The organism is Halomonas sp. CSM-2 (assembly GCF_002119345.1).
In the GTDB taxonomy this organism is placed as follows: domain Bacteria; phylum Pseudomonadota; class Gammaproteobacteria; order Pseudomonadales; family Halomonadaceae; genus Vreelandella; species Vreelandella janggokensis.
Genome location: NZ_NBYR01000014.1, coordinates 24,927 through 48,359 on the forward strand (window position 1 = coordinate 24,927; position 23,433 = coordinate 48,359).

Sequence of the window (23,433 nt, forward strand, 5' to 3'; positions counted from 1 at the left end):
CGCAATGGGGCTTGCCAGATGGCAAGCCCCGTTTTTATCCCCATCGTTCATCAGTGCTGATATCGCCCGCACTGTTCGTCAGCGTTAGAACTCTTCCCAGTCATCTGCGGCATGCTTTGCCGGTGAGGGCTTTGACGATGGCTGTGATGAGGCGTGGGATGACAGCGCGGGACGTTTCATGGCGCTATCGCTGTCACGCTGCTGAGGCGCCGGAGAGGCGAGCGCCTGATGCTGTGGCTCGCCTTCGCCAAGGACAAAAGAGTTGATTAGCTGATTCAGATGCTCCGCGTGGCGGCGCATATCGGCGGCAGCAGTGGTCGACTGTTGCACCATGGCCGCATTTTGCTGGGTCATGGTATCCATTTCCGCCACGGCGGTGTTGATCTGGCCAATACCGCTGCTCTGTTCTTTCGCTCCGGCACTGATCTCGCCAATGACATCGGTCACCTTGGCCACGCTCTCGACAATCTCGCGCATGGTGGCGCCCGCATCGCGCACCAGCTTGGCGCCGGAATCTGTGTGCTGTACCGAGGCATCAATCAGCGTGCGGATTTCCTTGGACGCGTCGCTGGAACGGCTCGCCAGGGTTCGAACTTCCTCCGCCACCACGGCAAACCCACGGCCGTGTTCGCCCGCTCGAGCCGCTTCCACCGAAGCGTTGAGCGCCAGGATGTTGGTCTGGAAGGCGATGGAATCGATCATGGTAATGATATCGCTGATACGGCTGGCCGACGCATTGATATCCTGCATGGTGCGCTCGACCTGCTCCATGGACTGTTCGCCCTGATGAGCGACTTCTGCTGTGGACTGCACCAGCTTATTGGCCTGCTGGGCGTTGTCGGCACTGTGATTGACCGTCGAAGTAATTTCCTCCATGGAGGCGGAGGTTTCCTGTAGGTTGGCAGCCGCCTGCTCGGTCCGCGTCGACAGTTCCTCGCTGCTGCGGGATATCTCCCCGGCGGAATCGTAGACGCTGGAGGTACTGTGGCGAACATCTCGCAGCGTGTCCTGCATGCGCTCGACAAAGGCATTGAACTGCACGGCCAGCTCGCCGATCTCGTCGTTGCTTTCCACCGCGAGGCGCCGGGTCAGGTCACCGCGGCCCTGAGCAATATCACTCATGGCGGCAGCCGTGCGCTTGATCGGACCGACGGTGCGCCGCACAAAAATATACGCCACCAGGGCAACCACGATAAACACGACCAGCCCCAGCAGCGCGGCAAAGATGATGCCTTGGCGCAACTCGGCCGCTTTGGTGGCTTCCAGTTCGGTCATCGCTTCATCAACATCGGTCACGTAGACACCCGCACCGATTAACCAATCCCATTTTTCAAGGCGGTCAACATAAGAGTGCTTGGGTTGAAACTCGTCGGTACCTGGATATTCCCATACATAGCTATAGAACCCCCCGCCACTCTGGGCAACGTCGATAATCTCGCGGATCAGGTAGGTGCCATCTGGCGTTTGCGCATCAATCATGTTGGTCCCTTCGCGCTCAGGCGCGGGGGCCGTCACAATATTGTTACCGTCATAGTCGTAGATAAAGATGTAATTGTTATCTTCGAAGCGCATGGAACGCACAATCTCGGCGACCCGCTGCTTGGCTTCCTCATCGTTAACACCGGCATCTTCGTAAATCGGTTCGATGGCAGTCCTCGCCATTTGCACAATATCGCGGACCGCTCTGCGGCGCTCTTCAATTAATTGGTCACGCTGTTCCGCGAGCGTGTCACGGGCGTACTGGGTCATGGTGTAGGCTTTAAACCCCACGAGGGCAACCGTGACCAGGAACAAGGGTAGCAAGACCAGTATCAGCACCTTGGTTTGCAGGCCCAAGGCCCAGCGAGAGGGAGATTCAGAGGTAGTCATTGTGAGCGAATTCCAACGTTTGTGGGTTATGAAGTATTAAAATTATTATTCGTTTCTTATCGACAAACGTTGTTTAAACTTTAATTATTCAGGACCATTCGATGGTTTTTGGCCTATTCAGAGCGAAATTAGAATGTTCATAACATAAGTTAAGGTGATGGAAAGCGCGCCGGTCCAATGTAGGGGTGTGGTGGCCAGGGACGGCCCGTTTTAAGGCTTGATGCCACCCACCTTTGTTCAGTCGCCTCGACCCTTCAACCGCCTGGTCGGGGCGACTTTTTTATTGTGCCCACCCCAGCTTAGCCCGCGATGGCCGTCCGCCGCTCGTCCAGCATCCCTTTATCGAGAATAAAGCGGATAATCTCTTCAAGCCCTACCCCGTCATAAAGATTGGTGAACACAAAGGGCCGTTCGCCGCGCATCTTTTTCGAGTCGCGCTCCATCACATCCAGCGAGGCATGCACCTGCTCGGCGATATCGATCTTGTTGATAATCAGCAGGTCGGATTTGGTGATGCCCGGCCCACCCTTGCGCGGAATCTTGTCGCCAGCGGATACGTCGATCACGTAAAGCGTGAGATCCGAAAGCTCGGGGCTGAAGGTCGCCGACAGGTTATCGCCGCCGGACTCCACCATCACCATTTCCAGCTTGGGGTGGCGTTCCTGCAGCTCATCGATGGCCGCCAGGTTCATGGAGGCATCTTCTCGAATGGCGGTGTGCGGGCAGCCGCCGGTTTCCACACCTAGAATGCGGTCGGCCGGCAGCGCATCGTGCTTGAGCAGAAAGTCAGCATCTTCGCGGGTGTAGATATCGTTGGTCACCACGGCGATATCGTAGTGGTCGCGCAGCGCCAGGCAGAGCTGCTTTAACAGTGCGGTTTTGCCCGAGCCAACCGGGCCACCCACGCCAACGCGTAAACAGTGCGTCATGATGAATATCTCCTAACTTCTAAACAGTCGTGAATATTGGGTTTCGTGCAAGGCGCTGGCCAGCGCCAAACCAGGTAGCACGGGGCCGAGCTCTTCGTCATCAAGCGACATCGCCTGATCAACGGCACCGACAAGTGCCGGGCGCAACTGCTCGATCACCCGCTGGGCAGCAGTGTGGCCCAGGGGCAGGGCTTTGCAGGCTACAGCCAACTGGTTTTCCAGCCACGCCCAGGCAAAGCCGAGCAGCGTTTGTCGAACGGATACGCCACGGGTATGAGCAGTGTACGCAAACAGGGTTACATAACCTGATTGAACCGGTAACAAGGGCGGTAGTGAGTCTTCACTTGGCATCAAATTCAGGCTACCCAGCAGACGCTTGAGTGAGGCACCCAGGCGACTGTCTTCAGCGGCCAGCTCGGCAGTTTCGCGCGTTGCCGCCAGCCACGTATCCCACTGGGCAATCGTATCGCTATCGCCTTGGCCAATGGCCTGATGCAGCCGCGCCAGCACGGGTAACTCGCAACGGGTTAAGCCGTCTTCCAATACGCCGCTTAGCCAATCGGCCAGGCTTGCTTCGTCACTTACCCAGCCAAGTTCGAAGGCACTTTCCAGGCCTTGCGAGAAGGCAAAGGCGCCGATGGGCAGCGACGGGCTGACCAGTTGCATCAGCCCCAGCAGTGCCAGCTCATCGTTTTGGCTGTTTTGCGCGGTGACATCAGTGGGCATGGTGATGCTCATGGTCGTGCGAATGGTCATGAGGGTGGTCGTGGTCATGAGAATGACCATGTGAGTGACCACCGCCGCCTACCTGATTATAGGCGCCCGGCTCCGGGTCGAAGGTGGCGTTGTGGTGCTCTAATTCTGCACCTAACAACTCGGCGAGCTCTTCCAGTACATGATCCGGCGGGAAGCGCACCCAGCCGCCTTTTTCATCTTCCCCCAGCGCCAGCTGTACGTGGCGATTGCCCAGGTGGTAAGCAAGGCGCGCCAGTGGTAAGCCAGCACTTACTCGCGCGGTCACCACCGGTTCTACGGCGGCGCAGACACGCACAACTTCACCACTTTCCGCTTTTAGGCCTTCGCCACTACGCAACACCGGGCCGCGATCCAGAAACAGCCCCAGCTCACGACCGCTGTCGCTTTGGGCTTTCAAGCGTCCGCGGATGCGTAGCTCAAAAGGCAACGTGAGTGTATCGCTGGCGGCGCTCTCGTCTATCGGCCCTAAACGCTCTATCAGTTTCAGCATTGCTACCGTCCTTTCGCTATCTATGGGGCTGTGCCGGGGGTAGGTCTACGAGAGGGCGCTGTGAATACCTCCCTGTACGCTACTTTTGCCATCCGTGGCAAAAGACCCTCTCTACGACCTACCCCCGTCACCTCTACCTAAATGAAATAGCCTCGCTCAAAACAAGTGATATCGCTGGGCCAGCGGCAGCTCGGTGGCGGGCTCGCAGGTTAAAATTTCGCCATCACAGCGCACTTCGTAGGTCTGTGGGTCGACGGTCAGCTCTGGGCAGGCGTCGTTGAGCTTCATGTCCTGCTTGCGTACCTGGCGTACGTTTTTGCACGCGGCCAGTTGGCTATTCAGCCCCAGCGTTTGTTTAATCCCCGCATCCAGCGCCGCCTGGCTGACAAAGCTGAGCCGGGTCTGGCTGGCCGCTCGGCCCAGGGCACCAAACATGTAACGGTAATGCACCGGCTGTGGCGTGGGAATCGACGCATTGGGGTCGCCCATGGGCGCCGCCGCGATCATACCGCCCTTGATGATCATCGCCGGTTTGGTACCGAAAAACGCCGGTTTCCAAAGCACCAGATCCGCCATTTTTCCGACTTCGATGGAGCCGACTTCGTGGGCAATACCGTGGGTGATGGCCGGGTTAATGGTGTATTTGGCGATATAGCGCTTGGCGCGGAAATTATCGGCGCCCAGGACCTCGTCTTCCGGCAGCAGGCCGCGCTGCACTTTCATCTTGTGGGCCGTTTGCCAGGTGCGGCAGACCACTTCACCGACCCGCCCCATGGCCTGGGAGTCCGAGGCGATCATCGAGATCACGCCCAGGTCATGGAGGATATCCTCGGCGGCGATGGTTTCCCGGCGAATACGTGAGTCGGCGAAAGCCACGTCTTCGGGAATATTGGGGTCAAGGTGGTGGCACACCATCAGCATATCGAGGTGTTCGTCGATGGTGTTGACCGTATAGGGGCGCGTCGGGTTGGTGGACGACGGCAGCACATAGGGCTTGGCGCAGGCGGTGAGGATATCCGGCGCGTGACCACCCCCGGCCCCCTCGGTGTGGTAGGTGTGAATGCAGCGTTCTTTAAAGGCCCTCAGGGTGTCTTCCACAAAGCCCGACTCGTTCAGGGTGTCGGTGTGGATGGCCACCTGCACATCATAAACATCCGCCACGTTAAGGCAGTTATTGATCGAGGCGGGTGTCGTGCCCCAGTCCTCGTGCAGTTTGAGGCCCATGGCGCCTGCGTTTAGCTGGGCTTCCAGCGACTCGGGAAGGCTGGCGTTACCCTTGCCCAGTAAGCCAATGTTCATGGGCATATCGTCCACCGCCTGGAGCATTTTGCCGATATGCCAGGCGCCAGGGGTGCAGGTGGTGGCATTCGTGCCGGTGGCCGGCCCCGTGCCGCCGCCAAGCATGGTGGTAATGCCGCTCATCAGCGCTTCTTCCACCAGCTGCGGACAAATGAAATGAATGTGGGCATCCAGCGCCCCGGCGGTGAGAATCTTGCCTTCCCCGGAGATGATTTCGGTGCCGGGGCCAATCACGATCTCGACATCCGGCTGGGTATCCGGGTTACCGGCTTTGCCAATCGCGGCAATACGGCCGCTTTGAATGCCCACGTCGGCTTTGACGATGCCCCACCAGTCCAAGATCAGCGCATTGGTGATGACCGTATCCATCACCGTGTCGTCGGCCCGCTGGCTTTGGCCCATGCCGTCGCGGATAACCTTGCCGCCGCCAAATTTCACTTCGTCGCCGTAGTGGGTAGCGTCCTTTTCGACTTCAATCCACAGTTCGGTGTCGCCCAGCCGCACACGGTCACCCACCGTGGGGCCGTACATATCGGCGTAGGCCTGCCGACTGATCTTGTTGTCCGGTTTCATTGCTTACCTCCATCAAGCGCACCCATCACATCGCCGCGGAAGCCATAAATTTCCCGCTTACCGACATACGGGATCAAGGTAACTTCGCGGGTCTGGCCGGGCTCGAAGCGAATTGCCGTGCCCGCCGCGACGTCCAGGCGATAACCACGTGACTTGTCACGGTCAAACACCAGCGCCGGGTTGGCCTCGGCAAAATGATAGTGCGACCCCACCTGAATCGGCCGGTCACCGGTATTGGCCACCTCGACGCTGATACGTTCACGGCCGACACACAGCTCGATATCGCCGTCTTTTAACTGATACTGTCCTGGAATCATTGGGCCGGGAATCATGGCGACCTCCTAATTAATGGGGGTGTGAACAGTGACCAGCTTGGTGCCGTCGGGGAAGGTGGCTTCCACCTGAACCTCGTCGACCATCTCGGCCACCCCTTCCATCACGTCGTCGCGGCTTAATATCTCGCGGCCGTAACTCATCAGGTCGGCCACGCTGCGACCGTCACGGGCGCCTTCCATGATTTCAAAACTGATCAGCGCGACCGCTTCGGGGTAGTTGAGTTTCAGGCCGCGTGCGCGACGGCGCTCGGCAAGCTGGGCGGCTGAAAACAGTAATAGCTTGTCTTTGTCTCTCGGGGTTAATTCCATAGGGCGTCTCCGTTAGCGAGTTATTAGGTTAGCCAAATTCTCGGTGTGTGCGCTTCACGCTCGATCCAAAGGGGGCGCAGTAGATGCCAGGCCTGCTCGCACAGCGCCCAGGCTTCATTGCGGGCGTTGCCCAGATAGCGCAGCAACAATACGCCGTGGCGCACGGTAACGGCCCAGCGGGGGTTGTCAGGCAGCGCTTCGCGCAGGGCCTCGATAGCCCCCGCCACATCGGCTATGCCCACTGCCCAGAGCGTCGCCTGTACCGTCGCGCCCCCTTGCCCCCAGCGCCCGGTAAAGCGCGGGTGCAAAGGGTCGAGGGGCTGGCGCTCCAGCCACAGCGGCTTGCCGTCCAAGGTCAAACGAAAGTGCTGCTCAATGCGTCCCGACACATAGGGCAGCTCGCTCGCCGGGCGGCCCAGCGCCATCATTTCCCAGCCCAGGCAGCGGGCACTGCCGTGAAGGTCAATCTGCGTATACTGCTCGCCTCTGGAGCCGTCAAAGGCAATGGTTTCCTGGGGCAGCCATTCAAGGGTCGCGCCGTCGTCAACGCTTAGACAGGTGTGCTGGGTCCAGGCGACGCCTTGGCTGTCAGCTTTATAGAGCTTGTTGGCGGCGGGTGTCGTCAGCAGCGCGTGGGTGCCGTTTTCCGCATGTGCCTGGATGGTCAACGCATCACCGCTCACCAACCCACCCGGCGGGTGCAGCAGATAAACGTGACAGGCCTCATCCCGGCCTTCCGGGTAAAAAGGCCGCTGTACCCGTAATGGCCCCGAGTGGCGCGACTGCACCATACGGGTGACTCCTTGGCGATGGGCAAAGCGCAGCGCCAGCGATGCCGCCCAGTGGCGTTGTGCATCAAAGCGGTGTCCGGAGGTGTCATCCAATCTTGCAGGTTCACTCAGCAGCATGAGGCGTTTTCGCTTCCTTGTTGGCGCATGACTGACTTTCCAATGCAAAGAATGCGCCAAAATGGTGAAAACCGACTGACTAGCCCAGCGAGTGGCTACCATCGCAACGTGGTGGTCGAAATCCCGTCATAAAAATGCACTCAAAAGAAACACCGGATCCCTTCGCGCACAAATAAGGTGCAATATGCGCCTTATCTCTTGCCGCGACGCGACCCAAGCCGCTTGCCTGCGATAACAATGTGACAAATGACCGCGTTTTCAGGGCTGTGTATGCAACCACTTTCCGCTACCATCTAACCTTTGCCCTACCCACAGCTTTTATACTGTGCTTTTCAGGTAACCCTCCGTGCAGCTACGTCGTTCAGCAAATACCGCCTGGTATCGCTCCTCACATAGCCCATTACTCAGTTACCGCCAACACGGTTCTCCTCACGATCGCCTTGTTCAGCGGCCGTTTTTCAAAACTATCCGCCAGGCACCCATGGTTCGGCGGCGAGGAGTTTGAGTATGTCGACAACCTCTCAGCAGGCAGGCAAGCGTCATGCCTCTGACCTCTATCGCGCCGTTTGGCGTTGGCACTTCTATGCAGGCCTGTTGGTACTGCCGTTTATGATCACCCTGGCGATGACGGGAGGGCTGTACCTTTTTAAAGACGAGTTGGACGCGCTGATACACGCCGATATGAAGCGCGTGGCCGTTCAAGAGGCGACGCAACCGCCCTCTTCGCTGATCAGCGCGGCCCTGACGGCCCACCCCGGTAAAGCCGTCAAATTCACTGACCCCGCTACCCCGGAAAGCTCGGCGGAGATCACTGTCAAAACGGCGGGAGGCGAGCGTTTGGCGGTTTACGTCAACCCGTATACCACGAATGTGCTGGGAATGCTGGATGACCGTGGCACGGTGATGTGGACCGTTCGTTACCTGCACAGTTTGAAATACTTTGGACCCACTGCACGCAAACTGATTGAAATCGCCGGCGGCTGGTCAATCTTGCTGGTGCTTACCGGCCTTTACCTATGGTGGCCACGCCGTAAAGGCGCAGGGGGTGTCGTCAGCGTGCGCGGCAAACCCAAAAGCCGGACGTTCTGGCGCGATACCCATGCTGTTACCGGCCTTTTTGTCGGTGCCTTTATTGTGTTTCTCGCCATCACTGGCATGCCGTGGTCGGGCGTCTGGGGTGCGCAGGTCAACCAGTGGGCCAACGGCAATAACTTTGGCTACCCGTCGGGCGTGCGCGTGGAAGTCCCCATGTCAGACACCCGTCTGAGTGACCAGAGCTCGACCACCTGGTCGCTAGAGCAGGCGCAACTGCCCGAGTCCTCCACATCGTCTACCTCCATGACACCAATGGGGATAGACCAGGCCGTTGCCACCTTCGATGAGCTGGGGCTGCATCGCGGCTACGCTGTGAACCTTCCCAACACCGATACCGGCGTGTATACCGGCTCCGCCTACCCCAATGACCTCAGTCAGCAGCGTGTGGTGCACCTTGACCAATACAGCGGCGAACGCCTGCTTGACATGAGCTACGCCGATTACGGCCCGCTGGGACGCTGGCTGGAGTTTGGCATCAACGTGCATATGGGCCAGCAGTTCGGGCTTGCCAATCAACTGCTATTTCTAGCCGTATGCATAGCCATTATTCTGCTAGCTGTCTCAGCCGGAGTGATGTGGTGGAAGCGCCGTCCCGAGGGCAAGATGGGCGTTCCACCCCTGCCCTCGGACAAACGGGTGTTCCGCGGCCTGATCGCCATACTGGCCGTTGGCGGCCTACTGTTTCCGCTTGTGGGCGCGTCACTCATCGTCATGCTGGCCATTGACTGGCTGCTTATTCGTCCGCTCCAGGAGCGGCGTTTGAATAGCCGAGCGGTCTAACCAAGCGCCCGGCGCGTTAAGCGTCGGGCGATTTGCCCTTCACAGCTCCATGATTGAAAGCCACCAATATCAAACGGCTGCCCACTTGACATTAAATCCCTGACGCAAGAAACTTAGCCAAGGCTATACTTATTACTTGAGGCAACACAGTGTTGCGCGCAGCAACGTAGACGAGTATAACTCACCGGTGGGAGTTTCAGCATGGCAACAAGATACCCAGTGGCGCTATTGGGAGCGCTTTCGTTCGCAGCAACGGCCTCTGCTAACAACGAGCCGCTCAATGTGGTGGCGACCATCGGCATGATTGCCGATGTTGCTCAAGAGGCCGGGGGCGAGTGTGTCAGTGTGAACGCCATGATGGGTCCAGGCGTTGACCCCCATCTCTACCAGGCGAGCGCCAATGATGTGACGACGCTGCGTGACGCCGAACAGATTCTCTACTCGGGCTACTCGCTGGAGGGGCAGTTGGGTGAGGTGCTGGAAAACTTCTCTGAGCGCACACCGACCCTGGCGGTGGCTCCCGCCTCGATCGATCCAGGCGACTTGATTACCGCACAGGATATCTACGGCATCGACCCACACCTCTGGATGGACGTTTCCCTCTGGGCGCAAACGCTGCCCACGCTGCGCACCACGTTCAGTGAAGCGCGCCCTGACTGCGCCGACGCCATTGAAGCCAATACCGAGCGCTATCAGGCTCAATTGCTTGCCCTGCATGAATGGGTCAAAGAGAGTATCGCCAGCATCCCTGAAGAACAGCGCATTCTGGTCACCGCTCACGACGCATTCAGCTACTTTGGCCGCGCCTACGATATTGAAGTGGAAGGTGTGCAAGGCATCAGCACCGAGACCGAAACGGGCATTGCCGATATCCGCAGCATGGCGGATATTGTCGTGGAGCGGTCCGTACCCGCCGTCTTCATCGAAAGCACCATCAACCCACGTACGGTTCAGGCCGTGATGGATGCGGCCGAGCAACGCGGCCATGATGTCGAGATCGGCGGTGAACTCTACTCCGATGCCATGGGCGATGCGGGCACCTTGGATGGCACTTACATGGGTATGATCTATCGCAATACCCAGCACATTGTCGAAGCGCTGGGGGGGTCGCTAGCGCCCTTGCCTGCTGAGTTGAACGACTGGGCGAGCAAGTGGGAAATCGCTCAACATATCCGATAAGGCAGCCTATTGATGGCCACACTTAGCAATACCGACCCGGCCCTAAGCATCCGCAACCTGACGGTCAGCTACCATAGCCAGCCCGTGCTCTGGGACATTGATCTCGACATTCCCGCCGGCGTGATGGCTGGCATTGTCGGTCCCAATGGCGCAGGCAAGAGCACGCTGATCAAGAGCTTGCTCGGACTTGTCCCATCGCTGTCCGGCGATGTCATGGTGCATGGACGCCCTTACGCCGCGCAACGCAAGCGCGTCGGTTACGTGCCGCAACGCTCCAGCGTTGACTGGGACTTTCCCACTACGGCGCTGGATGTGGTCATCATGGGACTTTACGGGCGCCTGGGTTGGTTCAGGCGTCCGGGCCGCAAAGAACGCCACGAGGCATTGGAAGCGCTGGAAATGGTCGGCATGCAAGCCTTCGCCGATCGTCAGATCAGCCAGCTTTCCGGCGGCCAGCAGCAGCGGGTTTTTCTTGCTCGGGCGCTGGTTCAACAGGCCGATGTCTACTTTCTGGACGAGCCCATGGCGGGAGTTGACGCAACCACCGAGCGAGCCATCATCGACATCCTGCGCCGCCTGCGCGATGCGGGCAAGACGTTGATCGTGGTTCACCACGACCTGCAGACGGTACGGCACTACTTCGACTGGCTGCTACTGCTCAACGTCCGGGTGGTGGCCAGTGGCCAAGCTGATGACGTCTTCAAGGTCGAGCATCTGCGCCAAGCTTATGGTGGTCAGATCGCCCTGCTGAACGATAGTGATGCGCTCATGTTTGCCGCATCGAAGGTGACATAACGCATGCCGTTGTTCGATCTACTGTCTGACTACACCTTCCAGAACGTGGTAATGGGTGCCTCACTGCTCGGCTTGATCAGCGGCCCGTTGGGCTGTTTTGCGGTGCTTCGCCGTCAGAGTCTGCTGGGCGACGCCATTTCCCACGCCGCACTTCCTGGCATCTGTTTAAGCTTTATCATCACCGGCAGCCGCGATATTGGTGGAATCATCGTCGGTTCGTTGGCGACCGGCTCGCTCGCCGCACTGACCATGTTGATGCTGACCCGAATGAGTCGCCTGAAAACCGATGCCGGGCTGGGTATCTGCTTGAGTATCTTCTTTGCCGTGGGCATCGTGCTACTGACCTACATTCAGAACACCCATAATGCCTCCCAAGGTGGGCTGGAAGCCTTCCTTTTCGGCCAGGCCGCTGCCACTCTTCGCTCGGATCTATGGGTGATGGGCGGTATCACGCTGATTACCCTGCTGCTGTTAGCTGTTTTCTGGAAACAGGCCAAGCTGGTCACGTTCGATGCGGAGTACGCACGCACCCTTGGTATGCCCACCACCGCCATTGAGGCAACGCTCACCGCCATGGTGGCACTGGCTGTGGTCGTCGGCCTACAAATGGTCGGTGTGATTCTGATGGCCGCCATGATCGTGGCGCCTGCAGCGGCCGCCCGTCAGTGGAGCCGCCACCTGGGCGGCATGCTGGTGATTGCTGCCGCTATCGGTATTGTCAGCGGTGTCTCCGGCGCCACCGTTAGCACCCTCTCACGCGGCCTGGCCACCGGCCCACTGATCGTCCTTACCGCCACCACTATTGTTTTGATCTCGCTGGCACTGGCGCCTGGACGTGGCCTGCTGTGGGGCCTGGCGCAGCATTATCAGCGAAAAAGAGCGTTGCGTAGGCAGCAGTTGCTGTATGCCTTTTACAAGCACCCCTCCGCGCCCCCCCGCTACTACAACACCTTAGGTGTCCGCCTGATACTGTATCGACTACGGCGTCAGGGCTATCTAACACAGCAATCCAATCACGAGACGGGATCGCAGCGGATCACTCGCTGGAAGCTCACAGCCCGTGGCTACGAGGAGGCTAAGAAAGTGGTCGCAACGTTTGAGGCAACACCATCATGATGGCGGCGTTGCTCAGTAGCACGGATCTACAGATCATGCTGGTCGGCGCCATGGTGGGCATTGCCTCCTCGGCGGTGGGCACCTTTCTGGTACTGCGCGGCAACAGCATGCTGTCTGACGCCATCAGCCACTCGATCGTTTTTGGCATTGTCATCGTCTGGCTGCTTACCAAGCAGCAGAGCGGAACTGTACAACTGGTGGGAGCGGCCTTGACCGGCCTGTTGACGGTCCTGCTCACTGAGGCACTGGCCAGCACCAAGCGCGTCAAGCAGGACGCCGCCATCGGCCTGGTCTTTCCGGCACTGTTCTCCATCGGGGTGTTGCTGCTCAACATCTATGCCCATGACGTGCATATCGACACCCACACCGTCCTGCTCGGTGAGATCGGTTTCGTCTGGCTGGACACGGTCAATCTGTTTGGCCTGCCGATCCCCCAGGCGCTGGTCTCCATGAGCGTGATGACCGTACTGAATTATGGCTTTATCTTCCTGTTCTATAAGGAGTTGAAGCTGGCCACCTTTGACCCGGCACTGGCCAAGACCTTTGGTTTCATGCCGTCGGTTCTCTTCTACGTGCTCCTGATGCTCACAAGCTCAACCGCCGTGGCCGCCTTTGACGCCGTGGGGGCAGTGCTGTTTATCGCCTTCGCCATCGTGCCGGCCTCGGCAGCGTACCTGATGACCGACCGACTGTGGATGATGTTTGTCATCGGCGCGCTGGTCTCGATCGGCTCAAGCGTTTGTGGCTACTACCTCGCCGTACACCTCAACGTCTCCATCGGTGGCATGATGGCGGTAATGACCGGCATCTTCCTGATGCTTGCCTTCCTGGCCGGTCCGCGCTACGGCGTTATCACGCAGCAGATCAAGCGGCGCCGGGCACGCCAGACGCCGATGGAACCGCCTTCATTATCTTAGGCGCCGATCACACTCCCGGGGGACAAAACGTCTGCCATTGAGTGGGAGCGTTTTTAGACAGCGCAGCCCGCTGTGGATAACCTAAACCGTCAAATGCTGCTGGATCAGTTCATCGGAAAGCTCGCCGATATCGCCATTTACCACCGGCCGGCCGCGGTCCATGATCACGAAGCGGTCGGCGTATTTACGTGCAAAGGGTAGTTTTTGCTCTACCAGCAGTACCGTCAAGCCGTCCTCGTTGATCAACTGGCGAATCACCTGGCCGATTTGCGAGACGATATTGGGCTGGATGCCCTCGCCGGGCTCATCCAGGATCAACAATTTTGGCTCGATGACCAGAGCGCGACCGATAGCCAGCTGTTGCTGCTGGCCGCCGGAGAGATCGCCGCCGCGACGGTTTTTCATTTCCTTGAGCACCGGGAACAGCTCATACACCCGCTCGGGTATTTTTTTCACCCCGTCTTGGCGTGCCCCCAGTCCCGTTCGCAGATTATCTTCCACGGTGAGTAGCGGAAAAATCTGGCGCCCCTGGGGCACATAGCCGATGCCCAGGCGTGAACGTTCTTCAACGGCTTTTTGGGTCAGCTCAACCTCGCCTGTATCGCCGTTCGAGTAGCGTAGTGCACCGCTTTTCACCGCGACTTCCCCCATGACCGCCTTCAGCAGCGTGGTTTTGCCCACGCCGTTACGGCCCATCACGCAGGTGCACTGCCCGACGGGCACCTCAAGGTCCAGGTCCCACAGTGTGTGGCTTTCGCCGTAGAACTGATTGAGCTTTTCAATGGCTAGCATCAGGCGGCCTCCTCGTCATCGGCACCCAGGTAAACCTCAACCACACTGGGGTCGCTGGAGACTTGGTCCATGGTACCTTCCGCCAGCACGCTGCCCTGGTGTAAGACCGTCACCTGGCGGGCAATCGAACGCACAAAGCCCATGTCGTGTTCGACCACCACTACCGACTGCTGCCCCGCCAAGCCGGTGAGCAACTCGGCAGTGCGCTCCATTTCCTGCTCGGTCATACCGGCAACCGGTTCATCCACCAACAGCAGGCGCGGGCGCTGCATCAATAGCATGCCGATTTCCAGCCACTGCTTCTGGCCGTGGGAAAGAATACCCGCGGGTTGATAACGCAGCGTCGTCAGGCCGATGGTCTCCAGTACTTCGTCAATGCGGTCCTTGATCTCGCCGGTCAGGCGGGCGGTGAGGGTCGGTATGATCCGCTTATCCGCCGCCATCGCCAGTTCCAGGTTTTCAAATACCGTCAACGCCTCGAACACCGTAGGCTTCTGGAACTTGCGCCCGATGCCCAGGCTGGCAATCTCTGGCTCGTTCATGTGCAGCAGATTATGACGGCTGCCGAACCAAACGCTGCCTTCATCTGGGCGTGTCTTGCCGGTAATGATGTCCATCATGGTGGTTTTACCCGCCCCGTTGGGGCCGATAATGCAGCGCAATTCGCCATCGTCGATGGTCAGGTTCAGGTTGTTGATGGCCTTGAAGCCATCAAAGCTGACGGTGACATCCTCCATGTAGAGAATCGGCCCGTGGCGTACGTCCACCTTCGATAACTGGGGCGTCATGAAGTCGAACACCCGGTCGCGTTCGGTCAACGATTGGAAAAAACTCATGCCGTGGCCTCCTTTTCCGGCGTTACGTCAGTATCGTCTCGACGTCGCGCACGACGCTCCAAGAGCCCGGCGACGCCCTTGGGCAGGAACACCGTGACAAACACGAACAGCCCCCCAAGCGCGAACAGCCAGGCATCGGGCATGACCCCGGTAAACACGGTCTTGGCGTAGTTCACCAGCACCGCGCCGATCACCGCACCGTAAAGCGAGGCGCGGCCACCCAGCGCCACCCACAGGACTATCTCGATGGAGAAAATCGGATCAAATTCGCTGGGGTTGATAATACCCACCTGGGGCACGTAGAGCGCCCCGGCCACCCCCGCCAGCATGGCCGAGACGACAAACACGAACAGCTGGAAGCGCTCCACCCGATAGCCGAGAAAGCGCGTGCGCGCTTCCGCATCGCGGGTGGCGACGCACACCCGACCGAGTTTGCTACCGACAATCGACCGACATACCAAATAGCCCAACGCCAGTGCCACCCCGGAGGCAATGAACAAACCGAGGCGGGTGGCTTCACTGCGCAAATCAAAACCCAATAGCTCGCGGAAATCGGTCAGGCCGTTGTTGCCGCCAAAGCCCATCTCGTTGCGGAAGAAGGCCAGCATCAGCGCGAAAGTCATCGCCTGGGTGATGATCGACAGATACACCCCGGTGACCCGCGAGCGAAAGGCCAACCAGCCAAATACCAGCGCCAGCAGCCCCGGTGCTATCAGCACCATGGCAAAGGCAAACCAGGCCATATCAAACCCGTACCAGTACCACGGCAGGCTGTCCCAGTTCAGGAAGACCATGAAGTCGGGCAGGATAGGGGCGCCGTAGGTGCCGCGATCACCGATCTGGCGCATCAGGTACATGCCCATGGCATAGCCGCCAATGGCGAAAAAGGCGCCATGCCCCAGGCTCAAAATCCCCAGATAGCCCCACACCAGGTCCACCGCGACCGCCAACAGCGCATAGGTGAGATACTTGCCCAATAGTCCTACGGTATAGCCCGATACGTACAGCGGATGCCCGGCGGGTACCGCCAGGTGCAGCACCGTCACCACGGTGACCGCAAGTACCAGTATGAGCAGAAAAATCTGCGTCGAGCGTTCGTTGAAGGGTCGTGTTAGCCACATAATCGATTAGCCCTCCGCCGCCCGGCCCTTCTGCGGAAAGAGTCCGCGGGGGCGCTTTTGAATAAACAGGATGATGAATACCAGCACGATAATCTTCGCCAGTACCGCCCCTGCCCAGGGTTCCAGCACCTGGTTGATAATGCCCAGCGACATGCCGGCCACCAGCGTGCCCCATAGATTGCCGACACCACCGAAAACCACCACCATGAAGGAGTCGATGATGTAGTTCTGGCCGAGGTTGGGGCCAACATTGGTGAGCTGGGAGAGTGCCACGCCGGCAAGCCCCGCCACGCCGGAACCAAGCGCAAAGGTCATGATATCCACGCGTGTGGCGCGAATGCCCATTGAGCGGGCCATGTTGCGGTTCTGGGTGACCGCACGGACCTCAAGCCCCAGCCGTGTGTGGCGCATGATCAGTATCAGGCCCGCAAACACCACCAGCGCAAACCCCAGCACATACATGCGGTTAAGGGTTAGCGACAGCGCATCGTTCACCATCAGCGAACCGCTCATCCATTCCGGGGTAATCACCGTGCGGTTTTGCGGTGAGATCACCGTGCGTACCAGCTGCTGAAGAATCAGGCTGACACCGAACGTGGCCAGCAATGTCTCCAGCGGTCGGCCTTTCAGAAACTGAATCACGCCACGCTCAATCGCCACTCCTGCCAGAGCGGACACCATGAACCCGGCAGGGATCGCCAGTATCAGGGCCAGCCCCGGCTGGCCGGGCAGCAGTTGCTGCATGGCCCAGGTGGTATAGGCCCCCAGCATGATCAGCTCGCCGTGGGCCATGTTGATCACGCCCATCACGCCGAAGGTGATCGCCAGGCCAATGGCCGCGAGCACCAGCACCGAGCCCATGGAAAGGCCGAAGTAGAGCGTCTCGGCGGCGCGGTTGATTTTAAGGTTTTGCTCGATATCGGCCAGGGCGGCGGTGGCGGCGTCGACCATCTGCGGGTCATCCGATTGGGTAGCACGACCCAACGCCACCCGGACGTTACTGTTCAAGCTACCCGATAGCACCTCGACGGCCTCGATGTCGCCCTGGTTGAGGCGATAGACCGCCAGCGCTTGATTCAACCGATCGCGTACCGCTGCCGACGGTTCGTTTTCCAGCCGGTTGGTGAGCGGCTCGACCTGTTCTTCCTCTACCTCGCCAATCAGCCGTTTCGCCGCGTCCAAACGGGCGTCTTGATCGCCGTTATATAGCTCGACCAGCGAAATCGCCGAGCGCAGTTGCGTGCGTAGCGCGTTGTTGATGGTTAACCGATCCAGGTCGCGGCGGCTGACCTCGCCCAGGGCCTCCCCGGTCAGGGCATCTTCAACGGTGACGTCAAGCCCCGCGGTTTGTAGCGCGATCACAAAGCGGCCGTCGTCTTTCAGTCGCTGTAAGTCGCTATCCAGCAGCGCCTGCAACCAGACGTCGGCGCGCTCTTGCTCGCTTTCGATAATGGCGTTGATGGCCATGGCTTTGTCGTCGAATGAGCGCGTATCCAGCGCTTCAAGGAGCGCTTGACCATCGTCGTCCTGTGCCTGAACCGCCATGGGAAACCAGGCCAGCAGGCTGATAAGCAAACAGGTGACGATCCTTGACATGATACGTGCTGTCCACGAATAGCAAGGGATCCTCATGGGTGAGTCCTTCGAGTGGCGTGCCCCAGGCGGTGCCATAAGCAAGGCATCGCCTGGGTAGATGAATAAGGGGAAAACGGATCCAACAACGGGGCGGCTTACACCGCCCCTGACATAGGCTTACTCGGTCTGCGCTTCTTCAGCATCGCTACCCATGCAGCGGTTTTCCGCCACGTTGTAGTTGCCGCATTCCATTGGCTTGCGCCAGTCGCTGATCAGATCACGCGAACCGGGTAAGTAGTCCGACCAGGCATCGCCTGCCACGGTAGACGGCGTTTCCCAAACCACGGCGAACTGGCCGTTGTCCTGAATTTCCCCGATCATGACCGGCTTGGTGATGTGGTGGTTGGGCATCATCGCGGCCGAACCACCCGACAGGTTGGGCACGGTCACGCCGATGATGGCATCTTTAACCGCGTCCACATCGGTGGTACCGGCTTTCTGAACAGCCTCTACCCACATGTTGAAGCCGATGTAGTGGGCTTCCATCGGGTCGTTGGTCACGGCGTCGTCTTCGCCGGTATGCTCAAGCCAGGCGTCGATGAAGTCGTAGTTGGCGTCGGCATCCACGCTCATGAAGTAGTTCCAGGCTGCCAGGTGGCCCACCAGCGGCCCAGTATCGATCCCGGTGAGTTCCTGCTCGCCCACCGAGAAGGCGACGACGGGAATATCGGCCGCGTCGATACCCTGGTTGCCCAGCTCACGGTAGAACGGCACATTGGCATCACCGTTAACGGTGGATACCACGGCGGTTTTCTTGCCTTCGCTGCCGAAGCGGCCAATTTCCGACACGATATTCTGCCAATCGGAGTGACCAAAGGGCGTGTAGTTGACCATGATATCTTCGTCGGCCACGCCAAATTCTTCTTTCAGGTAGGCTTCCAGGATACGGTTAGTGGTGCGCGGATAGACGTAGTCGGTACCCGCCAGGACCCAGCGCTCCACGCCGACCTGATCATGCAGGTAGTTAACGGCCGGAATCGCCTGCTGGTTGGGTGCCGCGCCGGTGTAGAAGACGTTTTCGGACGACTCTTCACCTTCATATTGCACCGGATAGAACAGTAGCCCGTTCAACTCTTCCACCACGGGCAGTACCGATTTACGCGATACGGAGGTCCAGTTACCAAAAATGACGTCCACTTCTTCCTGCTCAAGAAGCTCCCGGGCGCGCTCGGCAAACAGGGGCCAGTCGGAAGCAGGGTCGACCACCACGGGTTCAATTTCACGGCCGAGCAGGCCGCCGGCTTCATTCTGCTGCTCAACCAGCATCTCGACGGTGTCTTTAAGGACGGTTTCGCTGATGGCCATGGTGCCGGACAGCGAGTGCAGGATACCGACTTTGATCGGGTCGTCGTCTTGTGCGACGGCCTGGGTACTGGCCCCCATCACAGCAGCGGTCAGCAGGGCAGTTGAGAACACTCTAGACGTCTTCGGGTGTGTCTTGCGTAGGAAAGTGGTCACTTGAATCTCCTTGCACCCCTTATGCTGGGGGCTCGTTTATTGGCGTCGTATGCCAAGCAACAAAGCTTGGTATACGTCCACTAGCAACAAACAATTTGCAAGGGCTGCGCCAGATTGGCACATAAGCAACTTATGGACGCACAATCAGCAACTTAAGATAAGTCTAAAAAACCAGAATACGACTAAGAGCACCAAGATAGCGCAGCAGCTGTCGGCGAGCGCACGCTGATCATGCACCAGTAACGCTCAATGCACTGTGACCGTGCAAAAACGGGGCGCCGACTCTCGTCGACGCCCCGTTTTTCAGGGTTGATGAATCCGTTCCAGGATTAATCGCTGCCAGACGCTCCCTCTTCGATGGGATTGCGCATCCGGCGGCGCAGGATGGGCCCAATAATATAGGGCAGGATCAAGCCCAGACCGGCAAATACCCAAAGGCCAATGGCCAGGCCGCTGTTCCATAGTATGGTCCAGTCACCGTCGGATATATCCATGGCGTGGCGCAGGTTCTTTTCCATCTCCGGCCCCAATAACAGACCGAGAATGATCGGCACCAGGGGAATCTCAAGCTTACGCAGCAGATAGCCGGCAACGCCAAAGATCACCATGAAGTAGAGATCGAAGACGGTATTGCTGATCGAGTAGATGCCGACAAAGGCAATCATGGTAACGATCGGCAGCAGGTACATGGGCGGTACCGACAGCAGCTTGACGAAGATCCCCACCATCGGAATGTTCAGGATCAGCAGCAGGAAGTTACCCACCAGGAGAGCGGCAATCACGCCCCAGACAATGTCGGCATTCTGGGTAAACATCAGCGGGCCCGGCGTGATGTTCAGCGAAATCAGCAGCGCCAGCAGCACCGCCGTCGTGCCGCTACCCGGCACACCCAATGTCAGCATGGGCACCAGCGCGCCGCTTGAAGCACCGTTGTTACCGGCCTCGGGACCTGCGACACCGCGTGGATCACCCTTGCCGAAGTAGCCTTTCTTGCCCACGACCTTTTTTTCCAGGGTATAACCAATAAAGCTACCCAGCGACGCACCGGCACCTGGCAGCACGCCAGCGATGAAGCCCAGCACCCCACCACGAAAGCTGGAGGGCAGGATCTCTCGGATATCCTTCCACTTGAGCGAGAGCTTGTTGACCGCCATTTTTTCCTTGCCACCACCGGCCTTCTCTTCGATGAAGAACAACAGCTCGGAAATGGCGAACAGCCCCACAATCGCAATGATGAAATCCACGCCCTCGTAGAGTTCCAGCGTTCCAAACGTAAAGCGCTGTACCCCGGTGGAATCGATACCCACCGTGGCAATCATCAAACCGATGGCGGCTGCTACAACGGTCTTCATTGGATTCTTGCCAGTGATACCGCCCAAGGTTGCGAACGCCAGCAGGAAGAGCGCGAAATACTCGGCAGGCCCGAAGGTCAAGGCGAACTTTGCCAACAGAGGTGCCAATATAATCAGCCCTATGGTGGCCACCAGGCTACCGATAAAGGACGCAACGGCAGAGATCGCCAACGCCTCGGACGCCTTGCCCTGTTGTGCCATCGGGTAGCCATCAAGACAGGTCATCATCGCCGGTTCGTCACCGGGAATATTGAGCAGTATCGAGGAAATGCGCCCGCCATACATCGCCCCGGCATACACCGACGTCAGCATGATGAGGGCGGTTTCCGGTGCCAGACCGAGGGTAAAGGCCAGCGGGATCAGGATCGCCACCCCGTTGGCCGGGCCAAGGCCTGGCAAGGCACCGATCAAAGTGCCCAAAAAGGCACCGATCAGCGCAAACATCAGGTTATGGGGCTGCAGCGCGACGCCAAACCCGTCCATCAAGAAGCCAAGCGTTTCCATTAGCCCACCTCCAAGAACGACAATATGCCTAGCGGTAGCGCCAGATCGAGGGCAAAACTGAATACCAGGTACACCACCACACCGGAAACCGCTCCAGTGATATAAGCCTTGACCGGGCGTGACCCCATGCGCCAGCAGAGAGTCCCCACAGCCAGTGCGGTGCTGATGATGAAGCCTAGCGGTTGCAGCAGCATGGCATACAGAACCAGCACCACGACCGCAACGATCAGTTCGATACCGGTACGGCTCCATGGCCAGGCATTATCCGGATCCGGCCGTACGACCATGTACAGGCTGGACAGCCCCAATACGACGGCTAATAACAGAGGAAATGTCTCGGGGCCGACCGCCTCGGACCCGCCAAACGGTTCGGGAAACTGAGTGGCGCCCCAGCCGTACGCGACGGCCAGGACGATCATCAGTATTCCAAAGATACGATCATTGAAAACCATCACTGAATCAGCCCGATATCCGTGGACAGCTGTTCGATATCTTTGATCTGGTCTTTAACGAAGGTCTCGAACTCACCGGCGCTCATGTGGAAAGGCATCAGGCCATTTTGCTGCATGACGTTCTTCCATTCATCGCTCGCATAGATGGTATCCATGGCATCGACCCAGTACTGCTTGGCTTCGTCAGAGATATCCGCTGGCATATAGAAGCCGCGCCAGTTGGGGCCCAGCGCATCAATGCCCTGTTCGCGTGCGGTGGGAATATCAGACAGGTCACCGGGTAGGCGCTCTTCAGACAGTACCGCTAACACCTTGAGATCACCCGATTCCATGAAGCCTTGAGCCTCGGTGATATCGCCGGTGAACGCTTCAACGTGGCCGCCGATCACCTGGGTCAGTGCTTCGCCGCCATTGTTGTAAGACAGGTAAGCGATGCGTGGCAGGTTCTCGACCTCGGCCGCCTGAGCCGCGATCAATACCTTGAGGTGATCCCAGCCGCCCTTGGCGCTCCCGCCAGCAAACTTCACGCTGCGTGGATCCTCTTTAAGGGCATCCATCAGCTCATTGAGATCATCGTATTCGGAATCGGCGGAGACGGCGATGATGCCGTAGTCAGCGCCCAGCGCCCCAATCCAGTTGACCATGTCCGCGGTCATGTCAGGGAACTGACCCTGGGCAAGGCGAGTCGTAGTGGCCGTAGACGCCGCGACGAGAAGCTCCTCATCGCCAGCGCGCTTGCTGATGGTATGACCGTAAGCCACACCGCCACCGGCACCGGCCATATTGATGGTCTGAACGTTACCCGACACCAGGTCGAGCTCCTGGAGCACGTTGCCGACACTACGGCAGGTAAAGTCCCAACCGCCGCCCGGGTCAGAGGGCGCGATACACTCGACTTTACCTTCCGGTTCGAAGGCAGCGGCAGTGCTGGAAAAAGTCGTCATTGCGGCCAGCGGCAGAGCCAGCAGCGTTACGTACTTCAAGGAAGACTTGAGAGTCATAGCGTTCTCCACGTTTCAAACTGTTGTTGTAGTGAGCGTGTTGTCGTGATGCATAGCACTTCACGCTGTGAACGTTAGAAGAAAGCAGACCCGGGCGACAAGCTTGTGAACATTAAGCACAAAAAAAGCATTCTGCGCATTGTGTTCATTTTGCTCACGGTGCTGTCAGGACGTTTAAACCGCTTCGTTTTTGTTCCTGATTAAAGGCCCTCAAGCCAACCATTGGCACCGGCCCGCAAACGGTAACGGCGTTCGGGTCTACCTACATCACCATAGCCCAATTCGGCGTCTACCACTTGCACTGAGACCAAAAACTCTAAGTAGCGGCGTGCCGTGGAACGGCTTGCTCCCATCCCCCGTGCCACCTGGGTGGCAGCCAACGGCTGATGCGCTTGCCTGAGCGCCTCAATCACCGAACGTAACGTCAGGCGGTCGATACCTTTTGGCAGGCTTCGCCCACTGGGGACGTTGGGTTCAACAGGCGTTGCGCGGGCCAGCACCTGGTCAAGCTCGGCTTGATTCATCTCCGCGCGGCTGGCCAATGCCTCGCGCTCTCGGCGAAAGCGCGCCAGCATCTGCTGCATACGACCGGCTTCAATGGGTTTGATAAGGTAATCAAAAACACCGCCGCGCAGCGCCTCGCTAATGGTATCCACCTCACGGGCGGCGGTGACCATGACAATATCCACCTGTACGTAATCACGACGCAGCGCCCATAGCAGCTCCAGCCCTTCCACATCGGGCAGATAAGCATCCAGCAAGATCAACTGCACGTGCTGGCCTTGCTCGGCCATCAGGGCATTGGTTTCAGCGGCGTTGCGGGCCATGCCGACAACATGAAAACCCTCGCTTTGCTCGATAAAAGCGCGGTGGATATCGGCAATGCGAAAGTCATCTTCTACCACCAAAATACCGTACTCGTGCGCCGACAT

General features: G+C 58.7%; 22 protein-coding genes. 5 read left to right on the plus strand and 17 right to left on the minus strand.

Annotation, left to right across the window (positions count from 1 at the left end):
- Positions 1–84 precede the first annotated feature (84 nt).
- The 8 genes from B7L15_RS13120 to B7L15_RS13155 form a co-directional block, all read right to left on the minus strand.
- The gene (locus B7L15_RS13120; RefSeq protein ID WP_085919408.1) at positions 85–1,869 is read right to left on the minus strand and encodes a methyl-accepting chemotaxis protein; all 1,785 of its coding nucleotides are present in this window, start codon (positions 1,867–1,869) and stop codon (positions 85–87) included.
- A gap of 299 nt (positions 1,870–2,168) precedes the next feature.
- A complete protein-coding gene (gene ureG, locus B7L15_RS13125) occupies positions 2,169–2,798 on the minus strand; it encodes an urease accessory protein UreG (protein ID WP_085919409.1) in 630 nt (209 codons plus the stop codon).
- A 12-nt stretch (positions 2,799–2,810) separates the two neighbouring features.
- Positions 2,811–3,524, minus strand: a complete 714-nt coding sequence (locus tag B7L15_RS13130; protein WP_369596864.1) for an urease accessory protein UreF — start codon at positions 3,522–3,524, stop codon at positions 2,811–2,813.
- Entirely contained in the window at positions 3,514–4,044 is a 531-nt protein-coding gene (ureE, locus tag B7L15_RS13135; RefSeq protein ID WP_085919410.1) for an urease accessory protein UreE, read from the minus strand. The genes B7L15_RS13130 and ureE overlap by 11 nt, the downstream gene beginning before the upstream one ends.
- Positions 4,045–4,200: 156 nt before the next feature.
- Positions 4,201–5,916, minus strand: coding sequence for an urease subunit alpha (gene ureC / locus B7L15_RS13140; RefSeq protein WP_085919411.1), 1,716 nt, complete (start codon positions 5,914–5,916; stop codon positions 4,201–4,203).
- Entirely contained in the window at positions 5,913–6,233 is a 321-nt protein-coding gene (locus B7L15_RS13145; protein ID WP_085919501.1) for an urease subunit beta, read from the minus strand. The genes ureC and B7L15_RS13145 overlap by 4 nt, the downstream gene beginning before the upstream one ends.
- A gap of 24 nt (positions 6,234–6,257) precedes the next feature.
- On the minus strand, positions 6,258–6,560 hold the full coding sequence (locus B7L15_RS13150; RefSeq protein ID WP_085919412.1) for an urease subunit gamma: 303 nt from the start codon (positions 6,558–6,560) through the stop codon (positions 6,258–6,260).
- A 23-nt stretch (positions 6,561–6,583) separates the two neighbouring features.
- Positions 6,584–7,468, minus strand: coding sequence for an urease accessory protein UreD (locus B7L15_RS13155; protein ID WP_085919413.1), 885 nt, complete (start codon positions 7,466–7,468; stop codon positions 6,584–6,586).
- A gap of 507 nt (positions 7,469–7,975) precedes the next feature.
- Between B7L15_RS13155 and B7L15_RS13160 the strand changes: the two genes are divergently transcribed.
- The 5 genes from B7L15_RS13160 (at position 7,976) to B7L15_RS13180 (ending at position 13,350) form a co-directional block, all read left to right on the plus strand.
- A complete protein-coding gene (locus tag B7L15_RS13160; RefSeq protein ID WP_085919414.1) occupies positions 7,976–9,343 on the plus strand; it encodes a PepSY-associated TM helix domain-containing protein in 1,368 nt (455 codons plus the stop codon).
- A 201-nt stretch (positions 9,344–9,544) separates the two neighbouring features.
- A complete protein-coding gene (locus B7L15_RS13165; RefSeq protein ID WP_085919415.1) occupies positions 9,545–10,522 on the plus strand; it encodes a metal ABC transporter solute-binding protein, Zn/Mn family in 978 nt (325 codons plus the stop codon).
- Between the two features lie 12 nt (positions 10,523–10,534).
- On the plus strand, positions 10,535–11,317 hold the full coding sequence (locus B7L15_RS13170) for a metal ABC transporter ATP-binding protein (protein WP_085919416.1): 783 nt from the start codon (positions 10,535–10,537) through the stop codon (positions 11,315–11,317).
- A gap of 3 nt (positions 11,318–11,320) precedes the next feature.
- Entirely contained in the window at positions 11,321–12,433 is a 1,113-nt protein-coding gene (locus B7L15_RS13175; protein ID WP_085919417.1) for a metal ABC transporter permease, read from the plus strand.
- Positions 12,430–13,350 (plus strand): metal ABC transporter permease, encoded by a 921-nt coding sequence (locus tag B7L15_RS13180; protein WP_085919418.1) that lies wholly within the window; start codon positions 12,430–12,432, stop codon positions 13,348–13,350. Before B7L15_RS13175 ends, B7L15_RS13180 begins: the two co-directional genes overlap by 4 nt.
- Positions 13,351–13,431: 81 nt before the next feature.
- On the opposite strand, the gene urtE is transcribed toward B7L15_RS13180, so the two are convergent.
- The 9 genes from urtE to B7L15_RS13225 all read right to left on the minus strand — a co-directional run bounded on the left by urtE (position 13,432) and on the right by B7L15_RS13225 (position 23,433).
- The gene (urtE, locus tag B7L15_RS13185; protein WP_085919419.1) at positions 13,432–14,142 is read right to left on the minus strand and encodes an urea ABC transporter ATP-binding subunit UrtE; all 711 of its coding nucleotides are present in this window, start codon (positions 14,140–14,142) and stop codon (positions 13,432–13,434) included.
- Entirely contained in the window at positions 14,142–14,978 is an 837-nt protein-coding gene (gene urtD / locus B7L15_RS13190; protein WP_085919420.1) for an urea ABC transporter ATP-binding protein UrtD, read from the minus strand. The genes urtE and urtD overlap by 1 nt, the downstream gene beginning before the upstream one ends.
- A complete protein-coding gene (gene urtC, locus B7L15_RS13195) occupies positions 14,975–16,099 on the minus strand; it encodes an urea ABC transporter permease subunit UrtC (RefSeq protein WP_085919421.1) in 1,125 nt (374 codons plus the stop codon). The genes urtD and urtC overlap by 4 nt, the downstream gene beginning before the upstream one ends.
- Before the next feature lie 6 nt (positions 16,100–16,105).
- Positions 16,106–17,695, minus strand: a complete 1,590-nt coding sequence (gene urtB / locus B7L15_RS13200; protein WP_085919422.1) for an urea ABC transporter permease subunit UrtB — start codon at positions 17,693–17,695, stop codon at positions 16,106–16,108.
- A gap of 156 nt (positions 17,696–17,851) precedes the next feature.
- Positions 17,852–19,192, minus strand: coding sequence for an urea ABC transporter substrate-binding protein (urtA, locus tag B7L15_RS13205; RefSeq protein ID WP_085919423.1), 1,341 nt, complete (start codon positions 19,190–19,192; stop codon positions 17,852–17,854).
- Positions 19,193–19,521: 329 nt separating this feature from the next.
- The gene (locus B7L15_RS13210; RefSeq protein ID WP_085919424.1) at positions 19,522–21,048 is read right to left on the minus strand and encodes a tripartite tricarboxylate transporter permease; all 1,527 of its coding nucleotides are present in this window, start codon (positions 21,046–21,048) and stop codon (positions 19,522–19,524) included.
- On the minus strand, positions 21,048–21,500 hold the full coding sequence (locus B7L15_RS13215; RefSeq protein WP_176243693.1) for a tripartite tricarboxylate transporter TctB family protein: 453 nt from the start codon (positions 21,498–21,500) through the stop codon (positions 21,048–21,050). The genes B7L15_RS13210 and B7L15_RS13215 overlap by 1 nt, the downstream gene beginning before the upstream one ends.
- Positions 21,500–22,501: a Bug family tripartite tricarboxylate transporter substrate binding protein gene (locus B7L15_RS13220; protein WP_176243689.1), complete on the minus strand. Its 1,002-nt coding sequence runs from the start codon at positions 22,499–22,501 to the stop codon at positions 21,500–21,502. The genes B7L15_RS13215 and B7L15_RS13220 overlap by 1 nt, the downstream gene beginning before the upstream one ends.
- 200 nt (positions 22,502–22,701) lie before the next feature.
- Positions 22,702–23,433, minus strand: coding sequence for a response regulator (locus B7L15_RS13225; protein ID WP_085919426.1), 732 nt, complete (start codon positions 23,431–23,433; stop codon positions 22,702–22,704).